This is a genomic window from Amycolatopsis sp. NPDC004079, assembly GCF_040610415.1.
GTDB lineage: Bacteria > Actinomycetota > Actinomycetes > Mycobacteriales > Pseudonocardiaceae > Amycolatopsis > Amycolatopsis halotolerans.
The window spans coordinates 92864-119740 of the sequence record NZ_JBEXMH010000015.1 but is presented as its reverse complement, the minus strand read 5'-3'; the positions used below and the strand labels follow the sequence as shown (position 1 = coordinate 119740).

At 67.8% G+C, this 26877-nt stretch carries 25 protein-coding genes and 1 pseudogene; 18 read left to right on the top strand and 8 right to left on the bottom strand.

Features of this window, described 5'->3' with window-relative positions; all coding sequences use genetic code 11:
- The first annotated feature begins 35 nt into the window (after positions 1 to 35).
- The gene (locus tag ABZX37_RS18260) at positions 36 to 542 is read left to right on the top strand and encodes a GNAT family N-acetyltransferase (protein WP_354740827.1); all 507 of its coding nucleotides are present in this window, start codon (positions 36 to 38) and stop codon (positions 540 to 542) included.
- Here the strand turns inward: ABZX37_RS18260 and ABZX37_RS18255 are convergent.
- On the bottom strand, positions 523 to 1416 hold the full coding sequence (locus ABZX37_RS18255) for a Scr1 family TA system antitoxin-like transcriptional regulator (RefSeq protein WP_354740825.1): 894 nt from the start codon (positions 1414 to 1416) through the stop codon (positions 523 to 525). The genes ABZX37_RS18260 and ABZX37_RS18255 overlap by 20 nt on opposite strands.
- Positions 1417 to 1524: 108 nt before the next feature.
- A complete protein-coding gene (locus ABZX37_RS18250) occupies positions 1525 to 1935 on the bottom strand; it encodes a DUF3151 domain-containing protein (protein ID WP_354740823.1) in 411 nt (136 codons plus the stop codon).
- Positions 1936 to 2168: 233 nt separating this feature from the next.
- Between ABZX37_RS18250 and ABZX37_RS18245 the strand changes: the two genes are divergently transcribed.
- Both ABZX37_RS18245 and ABZX37_RS18240 read left to right on the top strand, forming a co-directional pair.
- A complete protein-coding gene (locus ABZX37_RS18245; protein ID WP_354740821.1) occupies positions 2169 to 3338 on the top strand; it encodes a hypothetical protein in 1170 nt (389 codons plus the stop codon).
- 7 nt (positions 3339 to 3345) lie between these two features.
- The gene (locus ABZX37_RS18240) at positions 3346 to 5256 is read left to right on the top strand and encodes a UvrD-helicase domain-containing protein (RefSeq protein WP_354740819.1); all 1911 of its coding nucleotides are present in this window, start codon (positions 3346 to 3348) and stop codon (positions 5254 to 5256) included.
- Here ABZX37_RS18240 and ABZX37_RS18235 read toward each other — a convergent pair.
- Entirely contained in the window at positions 5253 to 7004 is a 1752-nt protein-coding gene (locus ABZX37_RS18235; RefSeq protein ID WP_354740818.1) for a hypothetical protein, read from the bottom strand. The genes ABZX37_RS18240 and ABZX37_RS18235 overlap by 4 nt on opposite strands.
- Before the next feature lie 200 nt (positions 7005 to 7204).
- Between ABZX37_RS18235 and ABZX37_RS18230 the strand changes: the two genes are divergently transcribed.
- The 4 genes and pseudogenes from ABZX37_RS18230 (at position 7205) to ABZX37_RS18215 (ending at position 11288) form a co-directional block, all read left to right on the top strand.
- Positions 7205 to 8626, top strand: a complete 1422-nt coding sequence (locus ABZX37_RS18230; protein ID WP_354740817.1) for an alpha-L-fucosidase — start codon at positions 7205 to 7207, stop codon at positions 8624 to 8626.
- Positions 8627 to 8900: 274 nt separating this feature from the next.
- Entirely contained in the window at positions 8901 to 9317 is a 417-nt protein-coding gene (locus ABZX37_RS18225) for a hypothetical protein (protein WP_354740815.1), read from the top strand.
- 755 nt (positions 9318 to 10072) lie between these two features.
- Positions 10073 to 10348 (top strand): annotated as a pseudogene (locus tag ABZX37_RS18220) (hypothetical protein); the annotation flags it as partial.
- 382 nt (positions 10349 to 10730) lie between these two features.
- Positions 10731 to 11288, top strand: coding sequence for a TnsA endonuclease N-terminal domain-containing protein (locus tag ABZX37_RS18215; protein ID WP_354740813.1), 558 nt, complete (start codon positions 10731 to 10733; stop codon positions 11286 to 11288).
- A gap of 545 nt (positions 11289 to 11833) precedes the next feature.
- On the opposite strand, the gene fbaA is transcribed toward ABZX37_RS18215, so the two are convergent.
- On the bottom strand, positions 11834 to 12865 hold the full coding sequence (fbaA, locus tag ABZX37_RS18210) for a class II fructose-bisphosphate aldolase (protein ID WP_354740812.1): 1032 nt from the start codon (positions 12863 to 12865) through the stop codon (positions 11834 to 11836).
- Positions 12866 to 12969: 104 nt separating this feature from the next.
- Positions 12970 to 13791 carry an LLM class F420-dependent oxidoreductase gene (locus tag ABZX37_RS18205; protein WP_354740810.1) on the bottom strand — a complete coding sequence of 274 codons (822 nt, stop codon included), beginning with the start codon at positions 13789 to 13791 and terminating at the stop codon, positions 12970 to 12972.
- A gap of 62 nt (positions 13792 to 13853) precedes the next feature.
- Between ABZX37_RS18205 and ABZX37_RS18200 the strand changes: the two genes are divergently transcribed.
- The 3 genes from ABZX37_RS18200 (at position 13854) to ABZX37_RS18190 (ending at position 16221) form a co-directional block, all read left to right on the top strand.
- Complete coding sequence (locus ABZX37_RS18200; RefSeq protein ID WP_354740808.1) at positions 13854 to 14768, top strand: aldo/keto reductase; 915 nt, start codon at positions 13854 to 13856, stop codon at positions 14766 to 14768.
- Between the two features lie 81 nt (positions 14769 to 14849).
- Complete coding sequence (locus ABZX37_RS18195; protein ID WP_354740806.1) at positions 14850 to 15740, top strand: SDR family oxidoreductase; 891 nt, start codon at positions 14850 to 14852, stop codon at positions 15738 to 15740.
- A 7-nt stretch (positions 15741 to 15747) separates the two neighbouring features.
- Positions 15748 to 16221, top strand: a complete 474-nt coding sequence (locus tag ABZX37_RS18190; protein ID WP_354740804.1) for a pyridoxamine 5'-phosphate oxidase family protein — start codon at positions 15748 to 15750, stop codon at positions 16219 to 16221.
- On the opposite strand, the gene ABZX37_RS18185 is transcribed toward ABZX37_RS18190, so the two are convergent.
- Positions 16218 to 17267 (bottom strand): zinc-binding dehydrogenase, encoded by a 1050-nt coding sequence (locus tag ABZX37_RS18185; protein WP_354740802.1) that lies wholly within the window; start codon positions 17265 to 17267, stop codon positions 16218 to 16220. The two genes, ABZX37_RS18190 and ABZX37_RS18185, sit on opposite strands and share 4 nt — an antisense overlap.
- A 68-nt stretch (positions 17268 to 17335) precedes the next feature.
- On the opposite strand from ABZX37_RS18185, the gene ABZX37_RS18180 reads away from it, so the two are divergent.
- The 4 genes from ABZX37_RS18180 to ABZX37_RS18165 all read left to right on the top strand — a co-directional run bounded on the left by ABZX37_RS18180 (position 17336) and on the right by ABZX37_RS18165 (position 21500).
- Positions 17336 to 18103 carry a helix-turn-helix transcriptional regulator gene (locus ABZX37_RS18180; protein WP_354740800.1) on the top strand — a complete coding sequence of 256 codons (768 nt, stop codon included), beginning with the start codon at positions 17336 to 17338 and terminating at the stop codon, positions 18101 to 18103.
- Between the two features lie 75 nt (positions 18104 to 18178).
- Positions 18179 to 19648 (top strand): NAD(P)/FAD-dependent oxidoreductase, encoded by a 1470-nt coding sequence (locus ABZX37_RS18175; RefSeq protein WP_354740798.1) that lies wholly within the window; start codon positions 18179 to 18181, stop codon positions 19646 to 19648.
- Complete coding sequence (locus ABZX37_RS18170; protein ID WP_354740796.1) at positions 19645 to 20505, top strand: metal-dependent hydrolase; 861 nt, start codon at positions 19645 to 19647, stop codon at positions 20503 to 20505. Before ABZX37_RS18175 ends, ABZX37_RS18170 begins: the two co-directional genes overlap by 4 nt.
- Positions 20502 to 21500, top strand: a complete 999-nt coding sequence (locus ABZX37_RS18165; RefSeq protein WP_354740795.1) for a PDR/VanB family oxidoreductase — start codon at positions 20502 to 20504, stop codon at positions 21498 to 21500. Before ABZX37_RS18170 ends, ABZX37_RS18165 begins: the two co-directional genes overlap by 4 nt.
- Here ABZX37_RS18165 and ABZX37_RS18160 read toward each other — a convergent pair.
- A complete protein-coding gene (locus tag ABZX37_RS18160) occupies positions 21497 to 21781 on the bottom strand; it encodes a YciI family protein (RefSeq protein WP_354740793.1) in 285 nt (94 codons plus the stop codon). The genes ABZX37_RS18165 and ABZX37_RS18160 overlap by 4 nt on opposite strands.
- 195 nt (positions 21782 to 21976) lie before the next feature.
- Between ABZX37_RS18160 and ABZX37_RS18155 the strand changes: the two genes are divergently transcribed.
- The 4 genes from ABZX37_RS18155 (at position 21977) to ABZX37_RS18140 (ending at position 25252) form a co-directional block, all read left to right on the top strand.
- A complete protein-coding gene (locus tag ABZX37_RS18155; protein ID WP_051172562.1) occupies positions 21977 to 22552 on the top strand; it encodes a SigE family RNA polymerase sigma factor in 576 nt (191 codons plus the stop codon).
- Positions 22553 to 22604: 52 nt separating this feature from the next.
- A complete protein-coding gene (nagA, locus tag ABZX37_RS18150; protein ID WP_344266539.1) occupies positions 22605 to 23795 on the top strand; it encodes an N-acetylglucosamine-6-phosphate deacetylase in 1191 nt (396 codons plus the stop codon).
- Between the two features lie 32 nt (positions 23796 to 23827).
- The gene (locus ABZX37_RS18145; protein WP_354740792.1) at positions 23828 to 24406 is read left to right on the top strand and encodes a hypothetical protein; all 579 of its coding nucleotides are present in this window, start codon (positions 23828 to 23830) and stop codon (positions 24404 to 24406) included.
- Positions 24407 to 24547: 141 nt separating this feature from the next.
- The gene (locus tag ABZX37_RS18140) at positions 24548 to 25252 is read left to right on the top strand and encodes a VTT domain-containing protein (RefSeq protein WP_354740791.1); all 705 of its coding nucleotides are present in this window, start codon (positions 24548 to 24550) and stop codon (positions 25250 to 25252) included.
- Between the two features lie 192 nt (positions 25253 to 25444).
- Here ABZX37_RS18140 and ABZX37_RS18135 read toward each other — a convergent pair whose 3' ends face one another.
- Positions 25445 to 26839 (bottom strand): FAD-linked oxidase C-terminal domain-containing protein, encoded by a 1395-nt coding sequence (locus ABZX37_RS18135; protein ID WP_354740790.1) that lies wholly within the window; start codon positions 26837 to 26839, stop codon positions 25445 to 25447.
- Positions 26840 to 26877 lie beyond the last annotated feature (38 nt).

Here is a 26877-nt window from a genome sequence, read left to right as displayed (position 1 = left end):
CAAGAGAGCCATCCACGAAGTCCGGAAATTCGGAAGTGACTCCTGTGCCGGTCACCGGGATCCGTCCAGCCCGCGCCGACGAACTCCCCGTCGTCGCCGCGTTGCGCTGGCGGTGGGTCGCGGACCAAGACGGCCTGCCGCACCAAGATCGAGCCGAATTCATCCGCGAGTTCTCCGCTTGGGCCCAAGCGCACGCCGACACCCATCGCTGCCTCGTCGCGGTCCGGGACGAGCAAGTGCTCGGGATGGCGTTCCTCGCCCTCACCCCCAGAGTGCCGACGCCGCACGACTTTTCGCGGATCTGCGGCGACGTGCAATGCGTGTACGTCGTGCCGGAAGCACGCGACAGCGGCGTCGGCGGGCTGCTGATCGAGGCGACCCTGCGACTGGCCGCGGAACTCGGGCTGGAGCGGGTGACCGTGCACTCCTCGGAACGCGCGATACCGGCCTATGTGCGGCACGGATTCTCGGTGGCGAAGAACCTGCTCCAAAGCGAACTGCGGATCGCGACCGACGTCCCGGCTAACCGAACGTATTCCTAGGCCCCTCCGCGGTTTTCCCCTTCGCCAGCTCCCGGAACTGCTGCGCGGTGCGCTGCACGAACGCCGCCGATTGGCGGGAGTCCAGGGAGAAATCGCGGATCCGGTCCGCGACCTCGCAGTAGGTGTCGTTCCCCTCGTCGAGGAGGAAGGCCCCCGAGTGCTGGTGCTCGAAGTAGACGATCGGATCGCCGACCTCCACGTGGTACACGCAAAACCGACCGGCCAGTCCCGAATGCCCGCCGCTGCTGGCGGGCACGACGCGGACCGACAGCTTCGCCGACGTCGCCATCAGGTCGGCGAGAAAACGCAGCTGCCGGGCCATCGTCGCGGGCCCGCCGATCGGATTGCGCAACGCCGCCTCGCCCAGCAGCACCTCGCACGGGATCGCGCCGGGGCCGACCACCAGCGGCCTGCGCATCATCCGGATCTCCGCCTGGCGTTCCGCGTCCTTCACCGGCAATCCGTCGGCGAGGAACAACGCCCGCGCGTAATCCGGGATCTGCAGCAGCCCCGGCAGGAGCAGCGGCTGCCATTCGACGACCGACGTCGCGGCGCGTTCGCAGGCGAGCAGCCCGCCGAGGTGGTCCGGGTCGGACTGTTTGCCTCGGGCGACCCAGCCCGGTTCGGCGGTGCCGCGCGCCAGTTGCAGGATCCGCTGTTTCTCCGCACCCACGACGCCGAGCGCGCCGAGGATGCCCGCGACGTCCTCGAGCGCGGGAACCCGTTGTCCCAGCTCCCAGTTCGACACCAGCGCGGGGTTGGTGCCGACTCGCCGGGCGAGTTCGCGCAGTCCGAAACGGGCGTCGACCCTGGCCTCGCGCAGTGCGGTGCCGAGGGTCCGGATCCGGGGGGTGAGCATGGCCGTGCCTCGCATGGCCGTCTTTGTAGGTGTCACCAAATGCGAACACCTCTAGCTGTCACCCGAAGGTGGGCAACGGGCCGGTCACGCCCGGGTTTTCCGGGGCGCGACCGGCGGCCCGCGTCACTTCAGACCGGTCGCCTCGGCCGCGGCCGGGTCGGAGTCGGCGAGGAACGTCTTGCACCGCTCGTACTCCTCGGACTCGCCGATGCGCTCCGCAGCCAGGCCGAGTACGGCGAGCGCGCGCAGGAAACCCTGGTTCGGCCGGTGCGCCCACGGCACCGGGCCGAAGCCCTTCCAGCCGGCGCGGCGCAGCTGGTCGAGGCCGCGGTGGTAGCCGGTGCGGGCGTAGGCGTACGCGGCGACGGTCTCGCCGTCGGCGAGCGCGCGCTCGGCGAGCGTGGCCCAGGCCTCGCTGTAGTCGGGGTGTTCGGCGGCCACGGCGGACGGGTCCGTCCCGGAGTCGAGCGCGGCCTGCGCGTCGGTGTGCTCGGGCAGCAGCGTGGGCTCGGGGCCCAGCAGGTTGTGCGTCATGCCGCCATTGTGCCCACGATGCCCTCGGTCAGAGGAACAGGCTGGTCAGCACGCCTCCGCCGGCCAGCACGAGGGCTGCGATCAGCACGGCGGCGACGGCTCGTTTCGGCATCATGGGCCGACACCCTGCCGTGCCGGGCCGGGCGGGGGCAAGTCCGCCACCCGTAGGGGTGAACCCCGATTTTTGCCCCTTCTCCCGTCGCGTCCTCTTGCGGCAGGGAATGATGGCGCCTATGACGAAGGCGGTTGAAGACGTCGCCGGCCCCGCGGTCCCGCGCGGACCAGTGGGCAAGACCAGGCTTTTCTTCGCGACGCACTGGCACCGCGGCGCTCCGGGACAGCCGACTCCGGCGTGGGTGCTGCGGTTCTGTTACGGCATGTGGCTGACCGCGTTCGCGTTCAAGCTGGTCGGGTCGTCGTGGGACATGTCGTGGCACTTCAAGTGGCTGCGCGACGACCTCGCCCCGCCGCACCTGATCAACACCGTCGGCACGGTGATCATCATCGTGCTGGTGGCGATCCACAGCTACACCGGCCTCGGCTGCGACCGGCGCTCGCTGCGGCTCATGCAGGCCGGGCTGATCGTGTTCCTGGTCGCCGCGCCGCTCGACGTGATCAACCACCGCGTGAACGGCCTCGACCTGACCGCGTGGAGCCCGTCGCACATGATGCTGTACCTCGGCACCGGCATCATGCAGGCGGGCGTCCTGCTCGGCTGGCTGCGGCTGGCCCCGCCGGGCCGCTTCCGCACCGGGGTGCTGCTCGCGCTGTGGACGTTCTTCCTGGAGAACACCTTCTTCCCGAACGGACAGCAGGAGTACGGCATCCTCGGCCTGCGCGCCTGGGAACGCGGCACGCCCGAGGCGGAGCCGACGCTGCTTTCCTTCGCCGCCAACCAGATCGGCCACCCGGTCGACCGGGCCGCGGTGCTGCACTTCACGATGCCGATCCCGGAGTGGGTGTATCCGCTGTGGGGGATCGGGGTTTCGGCGCTGATCCTGGTGCTGGCGCGCAAGACCGTCGGAAAGCGCTGGGCCGGGCTGACCGTGGCCGGCGCGTATGTGGCGTACCGGTGCGTGATGTGGCCGCTGCTGCTGGCGCTGGGCTTCCCGGTGTCGACGGTTCCGTTCTATCTGCTGGCTGTCGGGCTCGCGGTGGATCTGGCCTTCCTGCTGCCGCGACCCGCGCTGGCAGGAGCGGTTCTGGTGACCGTGCTCGGGTACGGGGCGTTCTGGGTGCAGTCGCAGTTGCGACCTTGGCTGCTCGGGGACTCGCAGACGGAGTCGGCGCCGCCGGTCGCGTATTGGACGGCTTTGGTCGCGGTGGCGGCGTTGTTCGCGCTGTGGGCTGGGGCTGGCCCGGCGAAGGAGTGGTGGGCTTCGCGACGCTCGGTCGCGGCGTAGCGCGGAGGTGGGACTCAGCGCGCACGCCCGGCGCCACGTCCAGCTGCAGGCCACCAAGCTGATCGCGGAGCGGTTCCGGGATCCCTTGCGGCGCAACACGTTGGCCGGGTTGCTGGAGCGGACCGCCGAAGGCTGGCACCTGGCGGTGCGCACCGGGGAACCGGGGACCGCCGATGCGTTCCTGATCGGGCGCGCCGGGGTGTTCGCAGTTGTTGTCACCGATCCGCCGCCGGACGAAGCGACGATGCGGGCGGTGGCCCGGTACGCGGAAGAACGGTTCGCCGGGCTGCCCGGCCCGGGCGGGCAGCGCATCGCCCGGAGCGCGGTGACCCTGGTCGCGATCGGCGGCGCGGGTTCCGCCGGGCCGTTCTGGTCGTTGCCCGCGGCCAAACTGGACCAGCTTTTCCGGCGCGACACGGTGCATCTGACCGCTCGGCAAGCTGCCAGGATCGCTTCCGGGCTCGCTGCGCGGTTGCGTGGCTACGAGTGGCTGAAGGTCGCGGCTCCGGAGAAGGAGGCCGGGTCGTTCGAGCTGTTGTCGGCGGAGAGCGTCGCGGACGACCAGCTGCTCGCCGCGGTAGAGCGACCCTTCGAAACGTGGATGACGTTCCTGCATCCCGACCAGGCCGCGCTCGCGTCGCGCAATTACTCCGGCCCGGCGCGGATCAGCGGTCCCGCCGGGACCGGGAAGACGGTGGTCGCGCTGCACCGGATGCGGCACGTCGGCCGCCGGAGCACCGGTCCGCTGCTGTTCACGACGTTCGTGCGCACCCTGCCGCCGGTCAACGAGACCACGTTCCGGCGGCTGGCCCCGGAGCTGGCAGACCGGGCGCAGTTCGTCAGCCTGCACGCGTGGGCGCGGGCGTTCCTCGCCGGGCGCGGTATCCAGTTGAACACCAATCCGCGGCTCACCAAGGACGCCTTCGCACGCGCTTGGACACAGCACCGGGAACCCCTTGAGCGGCTGGGGCCGAACTACGACTACTGGGAGACCGAGGTCCAGCGCATCATCAAGGGCCAGGGCATCGCGACGCTGGAGAAGTACCAGTCCATTCACCGAGCCCGGCGGGGGCTCCGGCTCGATCGCGGGCAGCGTTCGAAGGTCTGGGAGCTGTACGAGACGTACTCGGAAAATTTGGCCGCGAACGGGTTGTCCGACTTCCATGACCTGTTGTCCCGGGCGAGCGCCGAACTCGAACGGCAGCCGCTCGAAGAGCCGTATGCGTCTGTCGTGGTTGACGAGGCGCAGGACATGACGCTGACTGGCCTGCGGCTGTTGCGCACGATCGCCGGTGACGGGCCGAATCAGCTGCTGCTCGTCGGCGACGGACAGCAGCAGGTTTATCCGGGCGGTTGGCGGCTGTCCGACGCGGGGATTCCGATCCAGGGCCGCGGCGAGGTGCTCCGAGTCAACTACCGCAACCGCGCGGGCATTCTCGACTTCGCCCGGCGGATCAACGCGGTGGACGATTTGGACGGAGCGGCGGGGGTCGCGCTGCGCGACGCGGATTCGGTCAACGACGGCGGTGTTGTGCGGTCATGGACCGGTACGCAGGCCGAGCTTCCGGGCGCGCTGACCGCCGCCGTTCGCGAACTGACCATTCCGCACGGCGAGACGGCGCTGATCACCTTCAGCAATGCGGATGCCGAGTTGTGTCGGCGTTTCCTCGAATCCGCCGGGATCCCTACGCGTGCGCTCGAACGTTACGTCGGGGAGGCCGAGGATCGGCTGCATGTCGGGACCGTGCACCGCGCGAAGGGGCTCGACTTTCGGGCGGTGCTGGTCGTCCAGTTGCCGCATCCTTCGCCGGAAGACCCTGCGGAGCAAGAGGAACAGCGCGAGTTGCTCAGCCGGCAACGGCTCGTGGCTGCTACGCGGGCGCGGGACTTTCTGTGGTGGGGCGTCGTACCGTCCTAACTGGACAGCAGGCGGCGGTAATAGTCGGTGGCCGGTTTGATGCCGTGATTCGGGTCGGCGTTGTACAGCCCGTCCGGCCCCTTCGGGCCGAAACTGTACGGCTGATACAGCGTCGCGCAGGATGGTTCGGCCTTGGCAAGTCGTTGCCAGCCTTGCCATTCCGCGTCGTAGCGCGCCAGGTGATAGCGCAGGACGGCTTTGTCGTACCCACCGGCGTAACCGCGCAACATCACTTCCCAGCCATGGTGCACGACGCGGTGCCAGGATCGGCCGTAGCGCGCGGACACTCGCAGGTACGTCCGATCGGCGTGGTTGCACAGCGGGATCGTGTCGGACAGCGCGACGATTTCGTCCCACATCCGGGCCGCTTCGGCCTTCTCGGCGAGCACCGGCCCGACCCGGCCTTTTGCGATTATTGCGTCATAATCGCTGGTCAGGTCTTTGTCGGAGCCGCCGAGGAACTGGTCGCGGGTCCACATCAGCCTGCCCATCGGGTGCACCACACTGTAATGCCCGCGCAGCACGGCGGCGGCCGAGAGCAGTGCGAGGCGGCGGAAACGGCGGACTTGATCGCCGCGCAAGCCGAGCCGCCTCCTCGCGTATTCATCGAACGCGCCCTCCTCGCCGAGACCGGTGTCGCGGGTCCAGCGGGCAATCACCCAGGTGTTGAGGTCGCACCACAGTTCGTTGTGGAGATACGGACCGCGCCAACCGCCGCCGCGGGACCAGGTCCAAATTCCAGCGATGATCGGATTGTCGGCTACCTCGGCCAGCCCGATCGGGCCAGTGCGCGGCTGCGTACGGAATTCTTCGAACCCGTTGACCACGCCGTCAATCACGTAATTCGGGAACGCACCCTTGCCCTCGTACTCGCGCTGGCATTCCACTTCAATGATCTGCCGATGTTTGCCGACGCCGATGGTACGGTTGAACGGGATGGTCCGCCAGAAGTCTTTCGCGGTGTGTTTGATCGAGAAGACCAGGTTTTCGTGCGTTTCGACCTGGTCGGTCACCTGCCGGTAGAAGTCCGGGTCGCTGGTGAGCTTGTCGCTGCCGGTGGACCAGGTGCGGTAGAAGACTCGCTTGCCGCGCAGGCACATCTCGTCGCGCAGGATGCCGAGCAGCGTCAGATGGCTTGTGGCGCCGTTGGTGATCGGGTTGTTTCCGGTGTGGAACGGCACGTTCTGCACGTAAGTCTCGCCGGTTCTCACGACAATTCCGTCTAACTCGGGGAAGCGGGTGCAGATCTCACGCAGCATCAGGCGGTGGATTTGCTGGGTGAGCGGACGGTCGAAGCTGATCCTGCCTTGACTGTCGAGGATTTGATCGCCGTACAGCTCGACCAGCCGTTTCGGCAGTACGATGATGTCGGTGAAGAAATACGCCGCGATACCCGCCGCGTGCGCCCGCGCGATGTGTGCGTCGACCTTCTTCGCCGTCGCTTCAACCCAAGCGCGTCCCGGTGAGTCCGCGGGGAAAATGCGCTTGTCGAACGTGTCGAAGGTGATCGCGGTCTGCGGCGGGGTGAATTCGTTGATCACCTGACCGTCGTAGCCGTAGCTCTTCAACGTCGCGGGATCGTTGAAGCGACTGGAAAACAGCGGCTCGCCGGGGTTGTTCTGGACCATGTCGAGCAGGAACGGCAACCGTCGCCCGGCAGGTTTCGCGAAGGCTGTCCCGGTGGTGGCCGCGAGAGCCGTGAGGGCGACCCCGCCGCGCAACGCCGTCCGCCGACTGGTCTCTCCCATTACGGCCACCCCCAATAGATCTGATGTATTCACACGACCATAAGAAGGCTTTTCCGTCGAGTCAATCGGCCAACCGTCGCGTTCATGCTTGTGAACAGCTGTCTCGATCAGACAGGATGCTTGCCGGTCACTCGACGAGCTGGTACCTCTGAAAGACCGATACATCCGATGACCGCCGCCGCAACGGGAGTGGATGCGTCATGGACCAGGCAGGAATCAGCCGCCGCAGTGTGCTCGCCGCGGCCGGAGCCGCCGGACTGCTCGGACTCACCGCGACACCGGCGCACGCCACCCTCGGCGCCACCCCGTGGTACCCCTCCGCCAAATTCGGCATCTTCATCCACTGGGGCGCTTACTCAGCCGCGGCTTGGGGCGACGCCAAACACGCCGCGGAGTGGTACCTGTACGCCATGAACGTCACGGATCCCGCACGCGGCACCGGAACCCGTGACCACCACCTGAAAACCCACGGCGCGGACTTCGCGTACGACCAGTTCATCCCGCGCTTCACCGCCCGCCGCTACAACCCGCACGCCTGGGTGCGCCTGTTCGAACAAGCCGGAGCCCGGTACTTCGTCCTGACTTCCAAACACCACGACGGTTTCCAACTGTTCCGCAACACCGCTTCCGACCGCAATTCCGTCCGCCTAGGCCCAGGCCGCGACCTAGTCGGCGAACTCTTCTCCGCAGCCGCCCACTCCCACCTCAAACGCGGTCTCTACTACTCCCTGGGCGAGTTCTACAACCCCGCACTCGGCACCCCGCCGAAAAACCCTTACACCGGCAGGGAAATTGCCTACACCGGCTACCGCCCAGTCACCGACTACGTAACCCAATACGAACACGCCCACCTGAAAACCCTGATCGACCACTACGACCCCGACCTACTATGGGCAGACGGCCAGGGCTACCACGATTTCGGCGGCGGCCCGATCTTCCGGCCGAAGACGTGGGACTGGCGCAGCGACGAAATCCTGTCCTACTACTACCGGCACGCCGCCGACCGCCCGCACCCGAAGAGCGTCCTGGCGAACGACCGCTTCGAGGCTTCACACGCGGATTTCACTACTGTGGAAGGGGATAACAAGAAGTACGTCCTGCGCCCGGATCCGTGGGAAGCCTGCCTGAACATCGGAAAGTCCTGGGGTTACAACGAAAACGAGGATCCGGCGAAGATCAAATCCTCCGTCCAGCTGATCCGCCTGCTCGCCGAAGTGGTGAGCAAGAACGGAAACCTGCTGCTCAACATCGGCCCCCGCGAGGACGGCACGATCCCGGACTGGATGAGTTCGCGCCTGCTGGACATGGGCCGCTGGCTACGCCTCAACGGCCGCGCGATCTACGATTCAACGCCGTGGATTAGAGCAATGGACGGCGACCTCTGCTACACCCGCACGCGCGGCGCGTTCCACCTGATCCCACTGCATTGGCCCGACGCGCGGCTTCTCGTGCCGGCGGATGTCCCGATCAGTGACCGGTCGCGAATCCGGCTGCGGGGAGGGAATTCCCGGCCGTTGTCATGGACCCGCACGGCGGACGGGATCGTGATCGAGCTGCCCAAGCACCGGACGGACGACTTCTCCGACGATTTCCCGGCGGTGCTCTCGGTAACGGATTGGTAGGTGCTCAGGCAGCGGACACCGGTCACCACGACAGGCACCTCGCGTTCTGCACGATTGCACTGGCGCGTTTTGTCGGTTAGAGGTTCGCGTTTTGGCGGTCAGACTGTCGTGATGAGCCTGCGTTCAGCGCAACGCAGCGCCCAGGGTGACTGAGTTGCTTTCCTCGTTCTGCGTCGTCCTGCTGGGCGGGGCGACACAGACAGGGAAGACCACGCTGGTGCGAGACCTGCTCGACTTGCCAGGTCACGCGTGATTCAGCTTTGACGACGAGGCCGTGCTGGCCCGGGCGTCCGATGACCCGGTCGGGTTCGTCGAGGTCTTGCCGCGACCGGCGGCAATCGACGAGTTCCAGCGAGCGGGACGAGGATTCCTCCTCGCGGTGAAGCAGGCTGCTGATCAAGATCGCACCCGGGGACAGTTGCTGCTGACCGGGTCGACCAACTACCTCGCAGACCGGGGCCTGTCGGGGACGCTCGGCGGGCGAGAGACCTTTCCGGACCTGCTGTTCGAGCCTGCGAGCTGGTCGAGAAAGACCGAAGCGTTCCCCCGTGCAGACTTGATACAGACGCTGCTGGAGGGCGATTCTCCCGAGATCGTCACCGAGGGCCTTTCCGGGAGGCAGCATAGAAACTGGTTCGAATCATATGTTCACGACGTCGTTGCACGGAGGGGCACTCCGTCCTATCGCTGAGGTCCGGCTGGAGGCGAAACTGCGTCGGCTGTTGCGGCGCCTTGCCGCTCGGACGGGTCAGGAGCTTGTCGTCTCTGGCGTCGCGGGCGACGCAGAAGTCGGCCATGAGACCGCGTCGAACTACGTCACGCTGCTCGAAGTCCTTCACCTGGTGACCTTGCTGCCCCGCGTGGTCTACAACATCACCAACCGGGCGAAGCAACGACCGAAGGTCGTTGTCGTGGACACTGGTCGCGGCCGACCTCTGCAGTCTTGGCGAGCAGACCTTCGCTCCGACGGCAGACGGTACTGCGGCAGGCTCGCTGCTCGAGACCTTTGTCATCACGGAGGTTCTCAAGCAGGCGACGTGGAGTGAGCGAAGCGTTGCTGCGAGACAAGCTGGGGAGCCGATTCACCATCGGTCTGGTTGTTCATACCGGTTCGCAGACCTTGCCGTTGGACGACCGTATTTGGGCAGTTCCGTCTCCTCGCTATGGCGATCGGACAGCTGACAACGGTGCAGTCAAGGATCTCTGCTGCTTACGCCGCCCTTCCGGTCAACGTGCGGGACGACCAGCGTCAAATCGCCACCATGCTCCGGATCGAACCAGGTGTCATCATGCAGTTCGAGTCTTTCTCCGTGTCGCCTATCCCGCTCAGGGAACAGCAATCGCATCAGTGGTCAACATCTCCTTGTCCAAACGTCGATATCAAGCTGTAGATTAACGCTGTCCGGTACGATCTCGGAGCCCGCTCCTTGGAAAACCCTGGATATTATGGGAATAAAAGAGCGGTGGGTTCCGGATAGGTTGGGGGGATTGGCTTTGTCGGATGTCAGCTGGGCGGGTGTCGAAGCTCGAGACCAGGATTGCATCCTCGGCATCCGGGAGCTCGTCGCGACCGCAGTCGGCGAGATCGCCTCGGCGAGCCACTCCGACGTCGTCGCCCGCAGGCTGGGCTTGCGAGGAGAGGAACCTCAGACTCAGCAGACGATCGGCGACCAGCGTGGCGTGACCTCGTCGACGATATCCCACCTGCAGCGTAAGACTTTGCAACGCTTGCGAGGACGGGCTAGACGAAAAAGCGATCACATCCACGACGCTTTCGCACGTCTGGTCGCCGAGTCCGCGGCAGCTGGAACGGGGCTCGCGGAATGCCTGTTCACGATCTCCACGGTGGTGTTCCCCGGAGCCGAACTTCGCATGGTCGGCGAACTGATCGCGGTACTGGCCGGCGTCCATCTCCAGCGAGACCTCGGCACCTTGCCGTCCGAGGTGGGTGGTGCGCTCGCCACGGCGCGAGAGAAGCTCGCCGCACAGGCCAAGGAAGCCGGTTTCGTCGCACGAGCCACAAAACGCTGGGCGCGATGTCGAGTGGCCTGCGGTGCCGGTGAGCCCCGCGCCCGACCGGTTGGCCCTCACACCACGTCGAGAGGTGAATCCGAAACGCTCTATCGTGTGGGAATCACCCAAGCTTGGCCGCGAGGTCGCGTGCGAGTCGGACACCGAGATGCATGTGGTCCGCACGCTGAGCTACGCCACGCAGGTCGAGTGGTTCTGTGAGCAGCCGCTGACCATCGACTACGTGCTTGACGGTGTGGAGCGCACGTACTATCCGGACCTGCTGGTGTGGCTCGATGACGGACGATGTGTGCTGGTAGAGGTCAAAGGGTTGCCCGACATGGCCAGCTGGATCAACCAGGCGAAGACCGAAGCCGCCCGCAAATGCTGTGCCCGACGCGGGTGGGGATTCGTGGGTACGGACGGGACGCGGACGTTGCGGCAGTTCATGCAGCGTGACGTGGCCACAGACGTCTTCACTCTACTGAAGAGCGCGTTATCGGAAGGAGCGTTGAACTGGCGACAGCTTAACGCCCTGCGAGCGAGTGCGGACTTCGACAGCGTCGATGTAGCCGTTCTTGCGCTTCGCGAGAAATGGCGACTGACCACCGACCCCGTGTATCGCTTGGAATTACCCGCCGATCCGAGCTGACCTGAGGCAATGGAGCCATTCCCGGTGATCCGGCACATCGGCTGCGCGATCCGTTCTCGACACCGCCCGAAGTGACCGAACTGCTTGAACAAATTGGTGAAGACTCGGCAAGTTGACTATCCTTACCTGCGTCAATAAGTGACGCGAAGTCCTAGCCCGTTCGATTTGACCGACCACGCCAGATGACTAACCCCTGCGTCGAATATCGGATAATAGAGATTACGCGTGCGCACTGGTCAGACCGCTTCGAAGTACGGCTGATCACGGTCAAGAATATCCTAGAGCCGAGACTCGACGAGAATATCCCAAAGCTCGGATCTGTCAGCGAGCTTCCACTCCTGCCAGCCAGGTCCGCAGCGGCCAGACCCACTCCCGAGGACCTCATAGCCAGCGATAAAGCCGTCAGCTGACCAGGGGGGACAGGTGCCATCCGGTTTCTGCGTCAGAAGGGCGCATTTATGGGGCAGTTGCTCTACGTCGATGCGAGAAACAGGAAGGCCGCCCCGATCAAAGATCGAGACGGCCTCCCCACCAGAAAAACCCCGTCAGCCCAGCTTCTGACCAGCCGAACCCAGCGCCTGCGTAGCCTCGACCACCCGGGTCGCCATGCCCGCTTCCGCGGCCTTCAGGTAGCTGCGCGGGTCGTAGACCTTCTTGTTCCCGACCTCGCCGTCGATCTTCAGCACTCCGTCGTAGTTCTTGAAGAAGTGGTCCGCGATCGGGCGGGTGAACGCGTACTGCGTGTCGGTGTCCACGTTCATCTTCACCACGCCATACGAAACCGCCTCGCGGATTTCCTCCGGGAGGGAGCCCGAGCCGCCGTGGAAGACCAGTTCGAAGGGCTTCGAGCCGGCGTCCAGGCCGAGCTTCTTCGCGGCCGCTTCCTGACCGCCCTTGAGGACGTCCGGGCGGAGCTTCACGTTGCCCGGCTTGTACACGCCGTGCACGTTGCCGAAGGTCGCGGCCAGCAGGTAGCGGCCCTTTTCGCCGGCGCCGAGCGCGTCGATCGTCTTCAGGAAGTCGCCCTCGGCGGTGTACAGCTTCTCGTTGATCTCCGCTTCGACGCCGTCTTCCTCGCCGCCGACCACGCCGATTTCGACCTCGAGGATGATGTTCGCCGCCGCGGCCTTGGCGAGCAGTTCCTGCGCGATGTCCAGGTTCTCGTCGAGGTCGATGGCCGAACCGTCCCACATGTGGGACTGGAACAGCGGCAGCCCGCCGTTCCGGACGCGCTCGGCGGAGATCTCGATCAGCGGGCGGACGAAGCCGTCCAGCTTGTCCTTCGGGCAGTGGTCGGTGTGCAGCGCGACGTTGACGTCGTACTTCGCCGCGACCACCTGAGCGAACTCGGCCAGCGCGGTCGCGCCGACAACCATGTCCTTCACCTTCTGCCCGGACGCGAACTCCGCGCCGCCGGTGGAGAACTGGATGATCCCGTCGCTCTCCGCCTCGGCGAACCCGCGGATCGCGGCGTTCACGGTTTCCGACGAGGTCACGTTGATGGCCGGGTAGGCGAACTCGTTCGCCTTCGCCCGGTCGAGCATCTCCGCGTACACCTCGGGGGTGGCGATGGGCATCGGTTCCTCCTCGAGACGACTGGCTTCTACAGCGGCATCGTACGAGGTGGACCGGTCGCGCCGACCGGTCCTACCTCACACGAGACGAAACCGACTGGAGCGATTCAGAGGAGCTCCGCCGCGATTGCCCGGTAGGCAGGGAACGGATCGTCGTCCAGCGACTGCACGCTGACGTGGTCGGCCCCCGCGTCGAGGTGCGCCTGCAGGCCCTTGGCCAGCGCTTTCCCGTCCCCGTGGACGGCGAGCGCGTCGATCAGGCGGTCGCTGCCCTTCCCGGCGATGTCCTCCTCGGAGAAGCCGTGCTTGCGCAGGTTCGCGGTGTAGTTGGACAGGCCGAGATAGAACTGCACGGTCTTGCGGCCGGTCTCGCGCGCCCGCTCCGGATCGGTGTCGAAGACGACCTTCTGCTCGGGCGCGAGCAGCGCTCCGGCGCCGAGGATCTCCCGCGCGGCCCGGGTGTGTTCCGGAGTGGTCAGGTACGGGTGCGCGGCCGCCGTGCGGTCGCGGGCGAGTTCGAGCACCTTGGGGCCGAGCGCGGCCAGCGCCCGCGACTCCTTGGGCACCCCAGCCGCGTCGAGCGCGTCCAGGTATTCGACCAGCGCCGCGTACGGCTTCTTGTACTCCTGCGTGTGCTCTCGGTGGCCCGCGCCGACGCCGAGCAGGAACCGGCCGGGGTACTTGTCCTCGATGCGGCGGAACGCCCGCGCGACGCTCCCGGGCTCGTCGGCCCAGATGTTGACGATCCCGGTGGCGACCTTGATCCGCTCGGTCGCGGCCAGCAGTTCGTCGACGATCGCCAGGTCACCGCCGGGGGAACCGCCGAGCCAGACCGTGCCGTAACCCAGTTTCTCCAGCTCGGCGGCGAACGCGCCGTCCACCGCCGTCGACATCCGCCAAACGCCTAGCTTGCCCAGTTCGATAGCCATGCCCCGCCCAACGCGCGAGAACCCGGTTTTCCTCCCGGCCCGGCCGGATTAGGTTCGAAAGCATGACCAAGCTCGGCACCACGGAACTGGATATCCACGGCCTCAACCTCGGCTGCAACGTCTTCGGCAACACCGCGGACGAACCCGCGTCATTCGCTGTTCTCGACGCGTACACCGCGGCCGGCGGCAATTTCCTCGACACGGCCAACACCTACGGCGGCGGTGGCGGTTCCGAAACGATCATCGGCAACTGGTTCGCCAAGCGCGGCCGCCGCGACGACATCGTCCTCGCCACCAAGGTCGGCATGGGGGACCAGCGGCCCGGCCTTTCCGCGAAGAACATCGCCACGTCGGTCGAGGAATCGTTGCGCCGCCTGCGAACCGACCACATCGACCTGTACTACGCGCACAAGGACGATCTCGACACCCCGCTGGAAGAAACCCTCGTCGCGTTCGACCAGCTCGTGCGCGACGGCAAGGTCCGCTACATCGCGGCGTCCAACTACGAACCGGACCGGCTCGCCTCCGCACTGTCCATTTCGGACCAGAACAACCTCGCTCGATACGTTGCCCTGCAACCGCACTACAACCTGGTCGAGCGCGACTACGAGCGGGAGCTGGCCCCGCTCGTCGCCCGCGAAAACCTGGTGACGCTGCCGTATTTCGGGCTGGCCAAGGGATTCCTCACCGGCAAGTACCGCTCGAAGGACGAGCCGGGCGACTCGCCGCGTGCTCCGCGGGCGCTGGCATACCTCGACGCCCGCGGCGAACGAGTGCTCGCCGCACTGGACGAGGTGGCTGCCGCGCACAACGCCTCGGTCGCCAGCGTCTCGCTCGCTTGGCTCCGCCAGCAGCCGACCGTCGCCGCGCCGATCGCCAGCGCGCGGACCCCGGAGCAGCTCGTTGACCTGCTCGCTTCGGTCGAGCTGACCCTGACCGACGCCGAACTCACCGCTTTGGGCGAAGCGTCGAACTGATACTTACCGAACAGTAGCTTACTGCGGGTAGGTTGTTGTACGGTGCCCTCCGGACAGGCAAAACCGGCTCAGGAGGGCACCGTGGCTCAGAAGCAGGTCGACGGCAAGGTCGTGCTCATCACCGGAGCCGCTCGCGGGATCGGAGCCGGCCTGGCCGAGCGGCTCGCCGCGCGCGGAGCCAAGGTCGCGCTCGTCGGGCTCGAAGCCGCCGAGCAGGAGGCGGTCGCCAAGCGGATCGGGCCGAGCGCGAAGTCCTGGGAAGCCGACGTGACCAGCTGGGACGACCTCGAGCGCGTCACCGAGGGCGTGGTCGAGCACTTCGGCGGCATCGACATCGTCATCGCCAACGCGGGCATCGCGACCGCCGGATTCGTGCGCTCGGTGGACCGTGCCGCGTTCGAGCGGGTGATCGAGGTCGACCTGCTCGGCGTGTGGCGCACGTTCCGCGTCACGCTCCCGCACGTGATCGAACGCCGCGGCTACCTGCTCGGCATTTCCTCGCTCGCGGCGATCACGCACGCGCCCGGCATGGCGAACTACGCGGCGGCGAAGGCGGGCGTCGAGGCGTTCTGCAACAGCCTCCGCGCGGAGGTCGCGCACCTCGGCGTGAAGGTCGGCGTCGCGCACCCGACCTGGATCCGCACCGACCTGGTCGAAAGCGCGGACGCGCACCCCGTGTTCGGCAAGCTGCGTTCCGGCATGCCGGGTCTGCTCGGCAAGACCTACCCGCTGAACGTCGCGCTCGACGACCTGGAGGCCGGGATTCTGCGCCGCGCCAGGACGATCCACGTGCCACGCTGGGTCGGCGGCCTGAAGCTGCTGCGCTCGTTCCTGCCGCCGATCGTCGAACTGGGCGCGCGGACCCGGGTGCCGGCGGCGGACCGGGCCGCGCTGAAGGACGTCGAGGAGCGCGGCGCGTTCGAGTCGTCGGTCAACGGCCACGGCGGGCGCGCGGCCACGAAGCACAGCTAGGAGCGCCATGTCCCGTCGCGACCAGATCCGGATGACTCCGGACGAGGTGCAGGCCTACCTGGCCGAGCAGAAGGTCATCAACGTGGCCTCGGTCGGCCCGAACGGCAGGCCGCACCTCACCGCCCTCTGGTACTACCCGCACGAGGGCGGGGTCGCGACGTGGACGTATGGCACCTCGCAGAAGGCGAAGAACCTGCGACGGCTGCCCGAGGCGACCGTGCTGATCGAAAGCGGCGACGCGTACGACCAGCTGCGCGGGCTTTCCTTCGAGGCGGACGTCGAGTTCGTCGAGGACACCGACCAGGTCACGGCGATGGGGATCGCGCTGATGATGCGCTACTCCGGGGCCGAACCGGGCGCGCCGGTGCCCGACGAGCTGCGGACCTTCATCGAACGGCAGGCCCCGAAGCGGCTCGGGCTGATCCTGCGTCCGACGAAGATCGCGAGCTGGGACCACTCGAAACTCGGCGGCACCTACTAAGGCACCAGGGCGACAAAGCTCAGCCCGGAAGTACGTTCTGCCAGGTCAAGCGCACTTTCCGGGTCATCAAAGCCCACCTTCAGCAGCTCGACCGCGGAGAGGTCCAGCACGCCTGAGCGGACCAAGTTCCACACCCTCGTCACCGTCTCGTCGTCGCTCATCCAGGAGCCGCGCAGGGTGAGCCTGCGGTGCATGAAGTCGCTGTACGGAATGGTGAGGTCCTGGCGTACGCCGCCGACGAGCACCAGCGTGCCGCGTACGCGCAGGCTGTCGTAGGCGGCCATCGTCGCGTCGGCCGTGGGCGTGGCGCCGAGGGTGTCGAGGGCGATGTCCACCGGGTCGATCGCCGTCGCGTCCGTCGTGCGGTCGCCGGTCAGCTGGTGGGTGCGGACACGCGGGCTGAGCTCGGCCAGCCGGTCGAGCGCCACCTTGTTACGGCCGACCGCCGTCACCGTCGCCGCGCCTTCCGCCAGCGCCAGCATCACGGCAGCGCCGCCCATCTGACCGGTCGCGCCGATCACCGCGACATCCCGCCCGGCCAGCGGACCTGCCGTGCGCAGTCCCGCGGCGGCAACGCAGAGCCACGGCAAAAACGCCAGCCGCGCCGGGTCCGGGTAATTCTCGGCATCGGGCAGTTTGACCATCGTTTCCTTGGCGCACAACGCTTTCTCCGCGAAGGCCCCGTCACGCCACACCTCGCGCATGCGGTCCGTGCGCGCAGTGCCGCCGGAACCGCCAAGGCCGACCCAGCCGACCAGGATCTCGTCGCCATCGCCCGCGTTGAGCAGCGCCGTGTCCAGCACGACGTCGCCGGGCGCGACATGGAAGACGTCCGGCGCGACGTCGGTCACGCGTCCGATGCACGAGGGGCCAAGGATCAACGGGGTCAACAGGCCGCCGCGGCCACCCGTCACCACCGCCTTTGTGTACGCCGGCAGGTGCGCGGCGAGTACCTCCACGACCACGCCGCCGCCTTGGAGAGAAGGCTCCGGGACCTCGGAGAGGCGCAGGTCGTCGTCTTGTGAAGCAACAGTCCAAGCTCGCATACGACAAGCCTCGCGCGCCGTTAAGCTGGTATCCAGAATCGCTTTATTCTAGTACTGGAGGTCCTAGGGTGAGCGTCGAACTGGGCACTTTCCTGCGCAGCCGCCGCGAGCGGATCGCCCCGGCCGACGCGGGCCTGCCGAGCACCGGACGCCGCCGCACGCCCGGGCTGCGCCGCGAGGAGCTGGCCCTGCTCGCCGGAATCAGCGCCACCTGGCTCACCTATCTCGAGCAGGGCCGCGACGTCCGCCCGTCCGACCAGGTGCTCGACGCCCTGGCCCGCGCACTGCGGCTGACCAGCGCCGAACAGGAGCACCTGCGCCGCCTCGCCGACGGCGGAAAGACGTCCGAGGACGCTCCCGAAGAGGCCGCGCCCGAGGTCGCGGGCGTCCCGGCGATGCTGGGCGACAACCCCGCGTACGTCACCGGCATCTGCTACGACCTGCTCGCGTACAACGACGCCGCCGCCGAACTGTTCCGGAACATCGGCCCGGGGGCCAACGTCGTCCGCTGGATGTTCACCGAGCCCGCGGCCCGCGAGGTCCTGGTCGACTGGGAGCAGGAGGCGCGCAACATCCTGGCCCGGCTGCGGGCGATCGCCGGACGGCATCCCGAGCACCCGCGCGTGACCCGTCTCGTGGCCGAGCTGACCGAGGCCAGCCCCGAGGTGCGCGAGTGGTGGCCGCACTACGAAATCCAGTTCAGCCACGCAGGTCACAAGCGCTTTCGACACCCCAGGCTCGGCGTGGTCACCGCGTCGCACGCCGCGTTCCACGTGGCCGAGCGACCGGAGCAGACGCTGGTGGTCTATCGGCTGCCGAGTGGTACTGACGAGTAGGAAGTACTTTCAAGTAACTGTTACCTGAGGTAACATCAACGCCGCCAGACCCCCAGCGCAGCGGAGGCCGACAAGATGACCGAGCGGTTCAAGGTCGTGATCGTGGGCACCGGGTTTTCCGGGCTCGGCCAGGCGATCCAGCTCGAAAAAGCGGGCATCCGGGACTACGTGATCCTGGAGAAGGCCGACGAGGTCGGCGGCACCTGGCGGGACAACTCGTATCCCGGCTGCGCGTGCGACGTGCAGTCGCACATGTACTCGTTCTCCTACGCGCAGAACCCGGACTGGAGCCGGTCGTTCTCGCCGCAGCCGGAGATCTTCGACTACCTCAAGGGCGTCGCCGACTCCTACCGGCTCCGCGACCGGATCCGCTTCGGGGTCGAAATCACCGGCGCGCACTGGGACGAGGGCGAACGCCGCTGGACGATCGAGACCAAGGGCGGCGCCGAGTTTTCCGCGCAGTTCCTCGTCGCCGGCGTCGGCGGCCTGCACATCCCGCAGATCCCGAAACTGCCGGGGATCGCCAAATTCAAGGGCCAGACCTGGCATTCGGCGCAGTGGAACCACGAGTTCGACCTGGCGGGCAAGCGGGTCGCGGTGGTCGGCACCGGCGCGAGCGCGGTGCAGTTCGTGCCGAAGATCGCGCCCGAGGTCGGCGAACTGACGCTGTTCCAGCGCACGCCGCCGTGGATCATGCCGAAGCCGGACCACGCGATGCCGGGCTGGGCCAGGCAGTTGTTCAAGCGCGTTCCGGGCACGCAGCGGCTGTACCGCAACGCGTTGTACTGGATGCTCGAATCCCGCGCGATCGGGTTCAACGGGCATCCGAAACTCATGCAGGCCGCCGAGGTTCTCGCACGCAGGCACATCGCGAAGGGCATCAAAGACCCCGCGCTGCGCCGGAAAGTCACGCCCGACTACACGATGGGCTGCAAACGCGTCCTGCTGTCGAACGACTATTTCCCCGCACTGGACCGGCCGAACGTCGACGTCGTCACCGACGGTATCGCCGAGGTGCGCGCGCACAGCATCGTCGACACCGCCGGGGTCGAGCACGAGGTCGACGCGATCGTCTACGGCACCGGCTTCAAGGTGACCGACGCGCTGGAGTACCTCGACATCACCGGCGTCGGCGGCCGCAACCTCGCGAAAACCTGGTCCACCGAAGGAATCCAGACGCACAAGGGCATCACCGTGTCCGGCTTCCCGAACCTCTTCTTCCTGCTCGGCCCGAACACCGCGCTCGGCCACAACTCCGTGGTGTTCATGATCGAATCGCAGTCCCGTTACGTGGTCGACGCGATCCGGCTGGCCGACTCGCGCGGCGCCGCGGCACTCGATGTGCGGCCGTCGGTGCAGGACGAGTTCCAGGAACAGATCCAGGACAAGCTCGTCAAGGGCGTGTGGACCCAGGGCGGCTGCAAGAGCTGGTACCTCGACGCGAAGGGCGTCAACCGGACGATCTGGCCGGGCTTCACCTGGCGGTACTGGCTGGAAACCCGCCGGGTCGAGCCGAGCGACTACGAACTGAGCGGCCGGTCATGAGTGCCGACCACGAACAGATCGTGCTCCACGCCCGGGACGTGGAGTTCGATTGGTCGAAGCTGCCGATGCACTGGATTCCCGGGCAGCCGCAGGCCACGCACAGCATCAACGTGCTCCATCTCGCGCTGCCCGAAGGCGAACGCTGGTTCGTCGAGGTGTTCAAGCAGGCCGTCCCGCTGATCCGCGACGAGCGGCTCAAGGAGGACGTGCTCGGCTTCATCGGCCAGGAGGCGATGCACGCCGAGGCGCACGACGGCGCGGCCGAACACCTGGAGTCCGCCGGGGTTTCCGTGCGGCCGTACATCGCGCAGATGGAGTGGATGTTCCGGCGGCTGCTCGGCGACCGGCCCGGATCGAGCCGGGAATGGCTGATCGAACGGCTCGCGCTGGTCGCGGCGATCGAGCACTACACGGCGTTTCTCGGCCAGTGGATCCTCGACGCGAAGGAACTCGACGCGGCCGGCGCGGACGAGACGATGCTGGATCTTCTTCGCTGGCACGGCGCCGAGGAAGTCGAGCACCGCTCGGTGGCCTACGACCTGTTCTGCCACCTCGACGGCCGCTACGGTCGGCGAGTGCGTTCGATGCTCGTGGTGACGCCGGTCCTGGCGTGGGTTTTCCTTCGCGGGACCCGATTTCTGATGAAGAACGACCCGACGCGCCCCGGCCGCACCAGCTGGCGGGCTTACCGGCGCGCCGCCCGCCAGGGGCTGCTGCCGGGACCGCGCGAACTGCTGCACGAGATCCGGCCGTACTTCCGGAAGTCCTATCACCCCACCGAAACCGGCAACACCGACCAGGCGGTGGCGTACCTGGCGAGTTCGCCCGCGGCCAAGGCCGCCGACGCTCCGCGATGACCGCACCGCAGTTCCCGCCCCGGCTCGACGGCAGCGGCAGACGCGACCGGCTGATGTCCACTTTGGTCGCCGTCACCGCGACTTACCGGCGGCTGGCGGAGATTTCCGGTCGACGGCGTCCGCCGGTGCAGGATGTCGACCGGCGGCTGCCGTTGGTCGTCGACGCCGTGCGCACCGAGGCCGACGGTGTGGTGAGCCTGCGTCTCGTGCGTCCGGACGGAACTTCGCTACCCGCTTGGCGTCCAGGCGCGCACATCGACCTGATGCTGCCTTCAGGGGAAGTCCGGCAGTACTCGCTGTGCGGCTCGCCTTCGGACCTGTCGCACTACCGGATTGCCGTGCGGCGCCTCGGTTCCGCGTCCGCCGAGGTGCACGCGCTCACTGCCGGAACTCGCGTCACCGTGCGCGGTCCGCGCAATGCTTTCCCGTTCGTCGCCGCGCCCGCGTACCACTTCATCGCGGGCGGAATCGGGATCACGCCGATCCTGCCGATGGTGCACCGCGCGGAGGCGAGCGGCGCGGATTGGCGGCTGGTTTACACCGGCCGCGACCGGGAGTCGATGCCGTTCCTCGACGAGCTCCCGGCCGAGCGGGTGCGGATCCGGCCGGACAAAGAATTCGGCATCCCGGCGTCCGGCGCGGAGCTGCTGGAGGAAATGCCCGCCGGCGCTTCGGTGTACTGCTGCGGCCCGGTGCCGATGATCACCGGCGTCCGCGTCGACCTGGCCCGCACGGGCAACGCCTCGGTCTACTTCGAACGGTTCTCGCCGCCGCCGATCGTGGACGGCGAGCCGTTCCGCGTGGTCCTGCGCCGCAGCGGACACGCCCTCGACGTGCCCGCCGACCGCTCCACGCTCGACGTGGTGCGCGAGGTGCTGCCGGACGTGCCGTACTCGTGCCGACAGGGCTTCTGCGGCACCTGCGAGGTGGCGGCCGAAGACGGCGGGCGGGTGCGGATCTGCGTCGACCGCGGGCCCGCCGTCCTGGAGCTTTAACCCTGAGCCGGGACCCAATCGCCGAGCACCGGCTTGAACTCGCGAACAGTGCGCTCGGCCACGACGCCCTCGAGCGCGTACGGGTCGTTGTCGATCAGCTCGGCCAGCGCCGCCTCGTCCTCGGCCTGCCAGAGCACCAGCCCGCCGGAGTTGTCGGCGAGCGGACCCGCGACGGCGACCCGGCCTGCCTCGACGTGCTCTTTCAGGTAGTCCCGGTGCCGCGGCCGGACGTCGGCCAGCTTCTCCTGGACGTAGCGGATTTCGACGAGGTACCAGGCCATGCGCTTACTCCCGGGGTGAACACGACGGTGACGCCGCAGACGCTACCGGTGACCGCCGGGCGGACGCACCATGCGAGCGGTGGCAGCGCAACGCCGACCCGATAGGCTGGGCGCGGGCGGAACCTGTGTGCACGCTGAGCCCATCGCGCGCCAACGGGCCTGCTGAGCGGACACGTCGAGGACAGGCGGGGATACATGCTGGAGGGGAACGCGGAACGCAGCGTCGAGGCGACCCTCGGCCACCTGCGGACCATGGACGGGCCGGTCCCGGCGCAGCCGCCGACCGCCCCGTTGAACCTGGAAGACCTCTACCGGCAGCACCGGATGCGGCTCGTGCGGCTCGCCATCCTGCTGGTCGACGAGCCGGCCACGGCCGAGGACGTCGTGCAGGAGGCCTTCACCGGGTTGCACCGCAACTGGGGCAGGCTGCGCGACGCCGCGGCGGCGGTCGGCTACCTGCGCACCGCGGTGGTCAACGGATCGCGCAGCGTGCTGCGGCGGCGCAAGACCGCGCGCGAGTACGTGCCCCCGCACGCGGTGAACGCCCGGTCCGCGGAAAGCCTCGCGATGCTTTCCAGCGAGCACCAGGCCGTGGTCAACGCGCTGTCGAAGCTTCCGCCGCGCCAGCGCGAGGTGCTCGTGCTGCGCTACTACGGCGGGCTGAGCGAAGCGGAGATTTCGGAAGCCGCGGGCATTTCGAAGGGCACCGTGAAGTCAACCGCCAGCCGAGCGCTTGAGGCGTTACAGAAGGCGATGCAGCCGCCCCAGTGACCTGGGCGGACCAATCTCGCGCTGGTCGGCCCTCTCTGGTCCAGACCAATATATGCTGGACCGCGTGAAACACCCCGGAGACTTCGTCATCACGGGCGGCCGCGTCGTGGCCCCGGACCGCGTACTCGACGACGGCTGGCTCGCCGTGTCCGGCGGACAGATCGCCGCGGTGGGCACCGGCACGCCCCCGAGCAGCCCGGACGCCGCGACGGTCGACGTCGCCGGGGCGCTGGTCGTGCCGGGTTTCGTGGACACCCACTGCCACGGCGGCGGCGGTGCCTCGTTCTCGACGCTCGACCCGGACGAGATCCGCACCGCGGTCCGCGCCCACCGCCGCCACGGCACCACGACCATGCTCGCGAGCCTGGTCTCCGACCCGATCGACCTGCTCACCGAGCAGATCGCCGCGCTGCGCGAACTCGTGCAGGAGGGCGACCTCGCGGGCATCCACCTGGAGGGCCCGTTCATCTCGCGCGCCCGCTGCGGCGCGCACGATCCGGACACTCTGCGTGAACCGGACACCGGCACGGTCGAGAAGCTGCTGCGCGCCGGACACGGCTCCATCCGGATGGTCACGCTGGCTCCGGAGCTGAACGGTGGCGTCAAGGCGGTCCGGCAGCTCGCGGAGTCGGGCGTGATCGCCGCGATCGGCCACACTGACGGGGTCGCTGACCAGCTGGTTCCGGCCATCGACGCCGGCGCGACGGTCGCCACCCACCTGTTCAACGGCATGCGCCCGCTGCACCACCGCGAGCCGGGCCCGGTCGGCGTGCTGCTCGACGACGAGCGCGTGACGGTCGAATTGATCTGCGACCTGGTGCACCTGCACCCGACCGTCGTGCGGCTGGCCGCGCAGCACGCGGGCCGCGGCCGGACGGTGCTGATCACCGACGCCATGTCGGCCACCGACGCCGCCGACGGCCGCTACACCCTCGGCAGGCTGGCGGTCGACGTCCACGACGGCGTCGCCACCTTGGACAACGGTTCACTCGCCGGAAGCACGCTGACCATGGACAACGCCTTCCGCAACCTGGTGAAGGGTGCGAAACTCGACGTACTGGACGCGGTCCGGGCGACGTCGGCGCGACCCGCCGAACTGCTCGGCATCGCCGACCGCACCGGTGCGCTGCGTCCTGGCCTCGCCGCGGACGCCGTGATCCTGGACGACGACCTTCGCCCGTCCAGGGTGCTGCACCGGGGCGAATGGGTGGCCGAGGCGGGCCGGGCTACCTTGAGTACGTGACGAGCTAGCACTTCGACAGGCGGACGGAGCGGATGAGCGAGCCGAAAGACCCGGAACGGTTACTGGCCGACGCGCTGCGTGCACAAGCCGTCTTCGCTCCGCACGTCGTGGCGAACCCGGTCGACGAGCAGGCCGGGTCCGGGACCGGTGCGCAGGGCGCGGTCCAGCCTGGTGCTTCCGGCACGGGTTCGTTCAGCGCGGCCGGTGGTCCCGGTATTTCCGGCCCTGGTGCCGTAGGAACCGGCTCCTTCAACGCCGCTCCGGCCGCTGGTCCCGCTCCGGCGTCCGGCACCGGGTCGTTCGGCGCCTCGGCCCAGACCGGCGCGCCGTCGCAGACCGGCCCGACCACCGAACTGCCGCCCAACTACGGGCTGTTGTCCGGCGCGGGGGCGGACTCGCTCGCCCGCGAACGCGCCGCCCTCGACGCGGCCGACTACACCTCGCCCGGCACGACCGGCTCGATCCCGCCGGTCGGGGCCAGCGACGCGACGGTCCGCCGTCCCGTCCAGGCGGCGCAGAGCGGCCCCCTGCCCGCGCACTGGGTCCTGTTGCTGGCCGTGCTGCTGGGACTGGCCGCCGGGTCCGTCATCGGCCTGCTGACACTGATCTGAGGCCGGGATCCGCCCCTTTTGCCCGGACGGCCACTCCGACAGGGCACACCCGGGCCGAGTTCTTAACCCCGATCCCACACCGATGACCTGCGATTCCTTGCCCGATGAGGCCACCGTGAGTCACCCTGTACCGTTTTCGGTGTGATTCTCGCCCAGAACACAGTGACCACCATGTCCCTGCTGCCGTCGTGGCTGGACCCGCAGCATCTGCTGAACGGGCTGACGGCGCCCGTGATCGCCGTGCTGTGCTTGATCATCTTCATCGAGAGCAGCATCTTCCCGGTGCTGCCCGGCGACTCGCTGCTCTTCACCGCGGGCCTGTTCATCGCGAACGGCACGCTGAAGGCTCCGCTGTGGCTGGTGTGCGTGCTGGTCACGGTCGCCGCGCTGCTGGGCAACGTCGTGGGGTACTACCTCGGCTACTTCGTCGGGCCGAAGCTGTTCAGCAGGCCGGACTCGAAGTTCTTCAAGCAGGAGTACGTCGACAAGACGCACGGCTTCCTGGAGAAGCACGGGCCGAAGGCGGTCGTGCTGGCCCGGTTCGTGCCGTTCGTGCGGACGTTCATCACCTGGATCGCGGGCATCGGCCGGATGGACCCGAAGCGCTACTTCACGTACACGGTCCTCGGCGGCGTCCTCTGGGCCGCGGGCATCACCGTGCTGGGGTCGCTGCTGGGCAACATCGGCTTCATCCGCGACAACGTCGACGCGATCTTCGTCCTCATCGTGCTGGTGTCGGTGGTGCCGATCGCCATCGAGTACCTGAAGAGCCGCCGAGAGAAGAAGGCCCGCCCGGCCGACGATTCCGCCGACGTCACGCAGCAGATCCCGCGCGTGCGCGACTGAGTTTTCTTGGCTTACCGAAGCGGCGTCCGGACTTTCCGGACGCCGCTTCGTCGTTGCCGGGTTTCTCAGTAGCGCGCGATATGGGGCGAGTTCACTCCCGCGGAGGTCCGTGAGGGGAACCCTGAGGAACTCTGATTCCCTCAGGGTTCCCCTCACGGACCTCCGCATCGCGCACCGGGGCCGCGCTGGGGGTCAGTCGGTCATCGAGAACATCGAGCCCGGGTTGAAGAGGTTTTCCGGGTCGAGGGCCGCTTTGATCTGCCGGTGCACGCGGATCCCGACCGGGCCGATCTCGCGGGCGAGCCATTCGCGCTTGATCTTGCCGACGCCGTGCTCGCCGGTCACCGTGCCGCCAAGCGACAGGCCGACCTCGAGGATCTCGTCGAACGCCTGCTGGGCGCGCGCGAACTCGTCCTCGGAATCGGGCGCGTACACGATGGTCGGGTGCATGTTCCCGTCCCCGGCGTGGCCGACGACGGCGATCTTGAGCCCGACCTTCTCGCTGATCCGCTCGCAGCCGCGGATCAGTTCGGCGATCCGGGTGCGGGGCACGCTGACGTCGTCGGTGAGCCAGACGCCGTACGTCTCCAGCGCGGTCAGCACGACGCGGCGGGCCTGCAGCAGCATCTTGCCCTCTTCGAGGTCGTCCGTGGCGTAGACGAGGTCCGCGCCGCAGTCGGTGCAGATCTGCTCGAGCAGTGCCAGCTCGCGCCGGGCCGCCTCGCCGCCGGCGTCGGACTGGCCGAGTAACAGGGCCTGACAGTCCGAGCCCGCGCCGAGGTCGGTGTTGAGGTAGGTCTCGGAGGCCTTGATCGACGCCGCGTCCATGATCTCCAGCAGCGACGGCACCAGCCCCTCGCGCACCGCCCGCGCGACCGCTTCGCCGGCCGCCTCGGTGGTGTTGAACCCGGCGACAAAAGTGGCCGGGGCCTGCGGCAGCGGCCGCAGCGAGACGGTCGCCTGGGTGATGACGCCGAGCGTGCCCTCGCTGCCGATGAACAGCTTGGTGAGGTCGTACCCCGCGACGCCCTTCACCGTCCGGCGGCCGGTTTTCAGCAGCGATCCGTCGGCGAGCACGACTTCGAGGCCGAGCACCGAATCGGTGGTCACGCCGTATTTCACGCAGCAGAGGCCGCCGGCGTTGGTGGAGAGGTTGCCGCCGATGGTGCACCAGTCGTAGCTGGAGGGGTCGGGCGGATAGAACAGGCCGTGCTTCTCGACGGCGGTCCGGAAGTCGAGGTTGACGACGCCCGGCTGCACGACGGCGAGCCGGTTGCCCGCGTCGACCTCGACGATCTCGTTCAGCTTCGTCAGCGAAAGCACGACACAGCCGTCGATCGCGTTGGCCGCGCCGGAAAGCCCGCTGCCCGCCCCGCGCGGCACGATGGGGACTCTCGCTTCGGCACAAGCCCGGACAGTCGCCTGCACTCCCGCGGTATCCGCCGGAAGCACTACCGCCAGCGGTTTCCCCGAGGGAGCGAGCGGCATCATGTCGCGCGCGTAGGCGTCGGTGACGTCAGCGTCGGTGAGCACCGCGGCCGGGCCGAGGTCGTCCCGAAGCCGCTGGAGGAGGGCGTCGTTGCTCATTCCCGCATGGTAAACCGGGATGTTCGCAGTGCGGAATA

What these genes read in the sequence shown, in the direction of transcription:
- ABZX37_RS18255 (WP_354740825.1), bottom strand. Translation starts at nt 1,416, where the DNA reads ATGCGAGGCACGGCCATGCTCACCCCCCGGATCCGGACCCTCGGCACC.
- ABZX37_RS18250 (WP_354740823.1), bottom strand. Translation starts at nt 1,935, where the DNA reads ATGACGCACAACCTGCTGGGCCCCGAGCCCACGCTGCTGCCCGAGCAC.
- ABZX37_RS18245 (WP_354740821.1), top strand. Translation starts at nt 2,169, where the DNA reads ATGACGAAGGCGGTTGAAGACGTCGCCGGCCCCGCGGTCCCGCGCGGA.
- ABZX37_RS18235 (WP_354740818.1), bottom strand. Translation starts at nt 7,004, where the DNA reads ATGGGAGAGACCAGTCGGCGGACGGCGTTGCGCGGCGGGGTCGCCCTC.
- ABZX37_RS18230 (WP_354740817.1), top strand. Translation starts at nt 7,205, where the DNA reads ATGGACCAGGCAGGAATCAGCCGCCGCAGTGTGCTCGCCGCGGCCGGA.
- fbaA (WP_354740812.1), bottom strand. Translation starts at nt 12,865, where the DNA reads ATGCCCATCGCCACCCCCGAGGTGTACGCGGAGATGCTCGACCGGGCG.
- ABZX37_RS18205 (WP_354740810.1), bottom strand. Translation starts at nt 13,791, where the DNA reads ATGGCTATCGAACTGGGCAAGCTAGGCGTTTGGCGGATGTCGACGGCG.
- ABZX37_RS18200 (WP_354740808.1), top strand. Translation starts at nt 13,854, where the DNA reads ATGACCAAGCTCGGCACCACGGAACTGGATATCCACGGCCTCAACCTC.
- ABZX37_RS18190 (WP_354740804.1), top strand. Translation starts at nt 15,748, where the DNA reads ATGTCCCGTCGCGACCAGATCCGGATGACTCCGGACGAGGTGCAGGCC.
- ABZX37_RS18185 (WP_354740802.1), bottom strand. Translation starts at nt 17,267, where the DNA reads ATGCGAGCTTGGACTGTTGCTTCACAAGACGACGACCTGCGCCTCTCC.
- ABZX37_RS18175 (WP_354740798.1), top strand. Translation starts at nt 18,179, where the DNA reads ATGACCGAGCGGTTCAAGGTCGTGATCGTGGGCACCGGGTTTTCCGGG.
- ABZX37_RS18170 (WP_354740796.1), top strand. Translation starts at nt 19,645, where the DNA reads ATGAGTGCCGACCACGAACAGATCGTGCTCCACGCCCGGGACGTGGAG.
- ABZX37_RS18165 (WP_354740795.1), top strand. Translation starts at nt 20,502, where the DNA reads ATGACCGCACCGCAGTTCCCGCCCCGGCTCGACGGCAGCGGCAGACGC.
- ABZX37_RS18160 (WP_354740793.1), bottom strand. Translation starts at nt 21,781, where the DNA reads ATGGCCTGGTACCTCGTCGAAATCCGCTACGTCCAGGAGAAGCTGGCC.
- ABZX37_RS18155 (WP_051172562.1), top strand. Translation starts at nt 21,977, where the DNA reads ATGCTGGAGGGGAACGCGGAACGCAGCGTCGAGGCGACCCTCGGCCAC.
- nagA (WP_344266539.1), top strand. Translation starts at nt 22,605, where the DNA reads ATGCTGGACCGCGTGAAACACCCCGGAGACTTCGTCATCACGGGCGGC.
- ABZX37_RS18145 (WP_354740792.1), top strand. Translation starts at nt 23,828, where the DNA reads ATGAGCGAGCCGAAAGACCCGGAACGGTTACTGGCCGACGCGCTGCGT.
- ABZX37_RS18135 (WP_354740790.1), bottom strand. Translation starts at nt 26,839, where the DNA reads ATGAGCAACGACGCCCTCCTCCAGCGGCTTCGGGACGACCTCGGCCCG.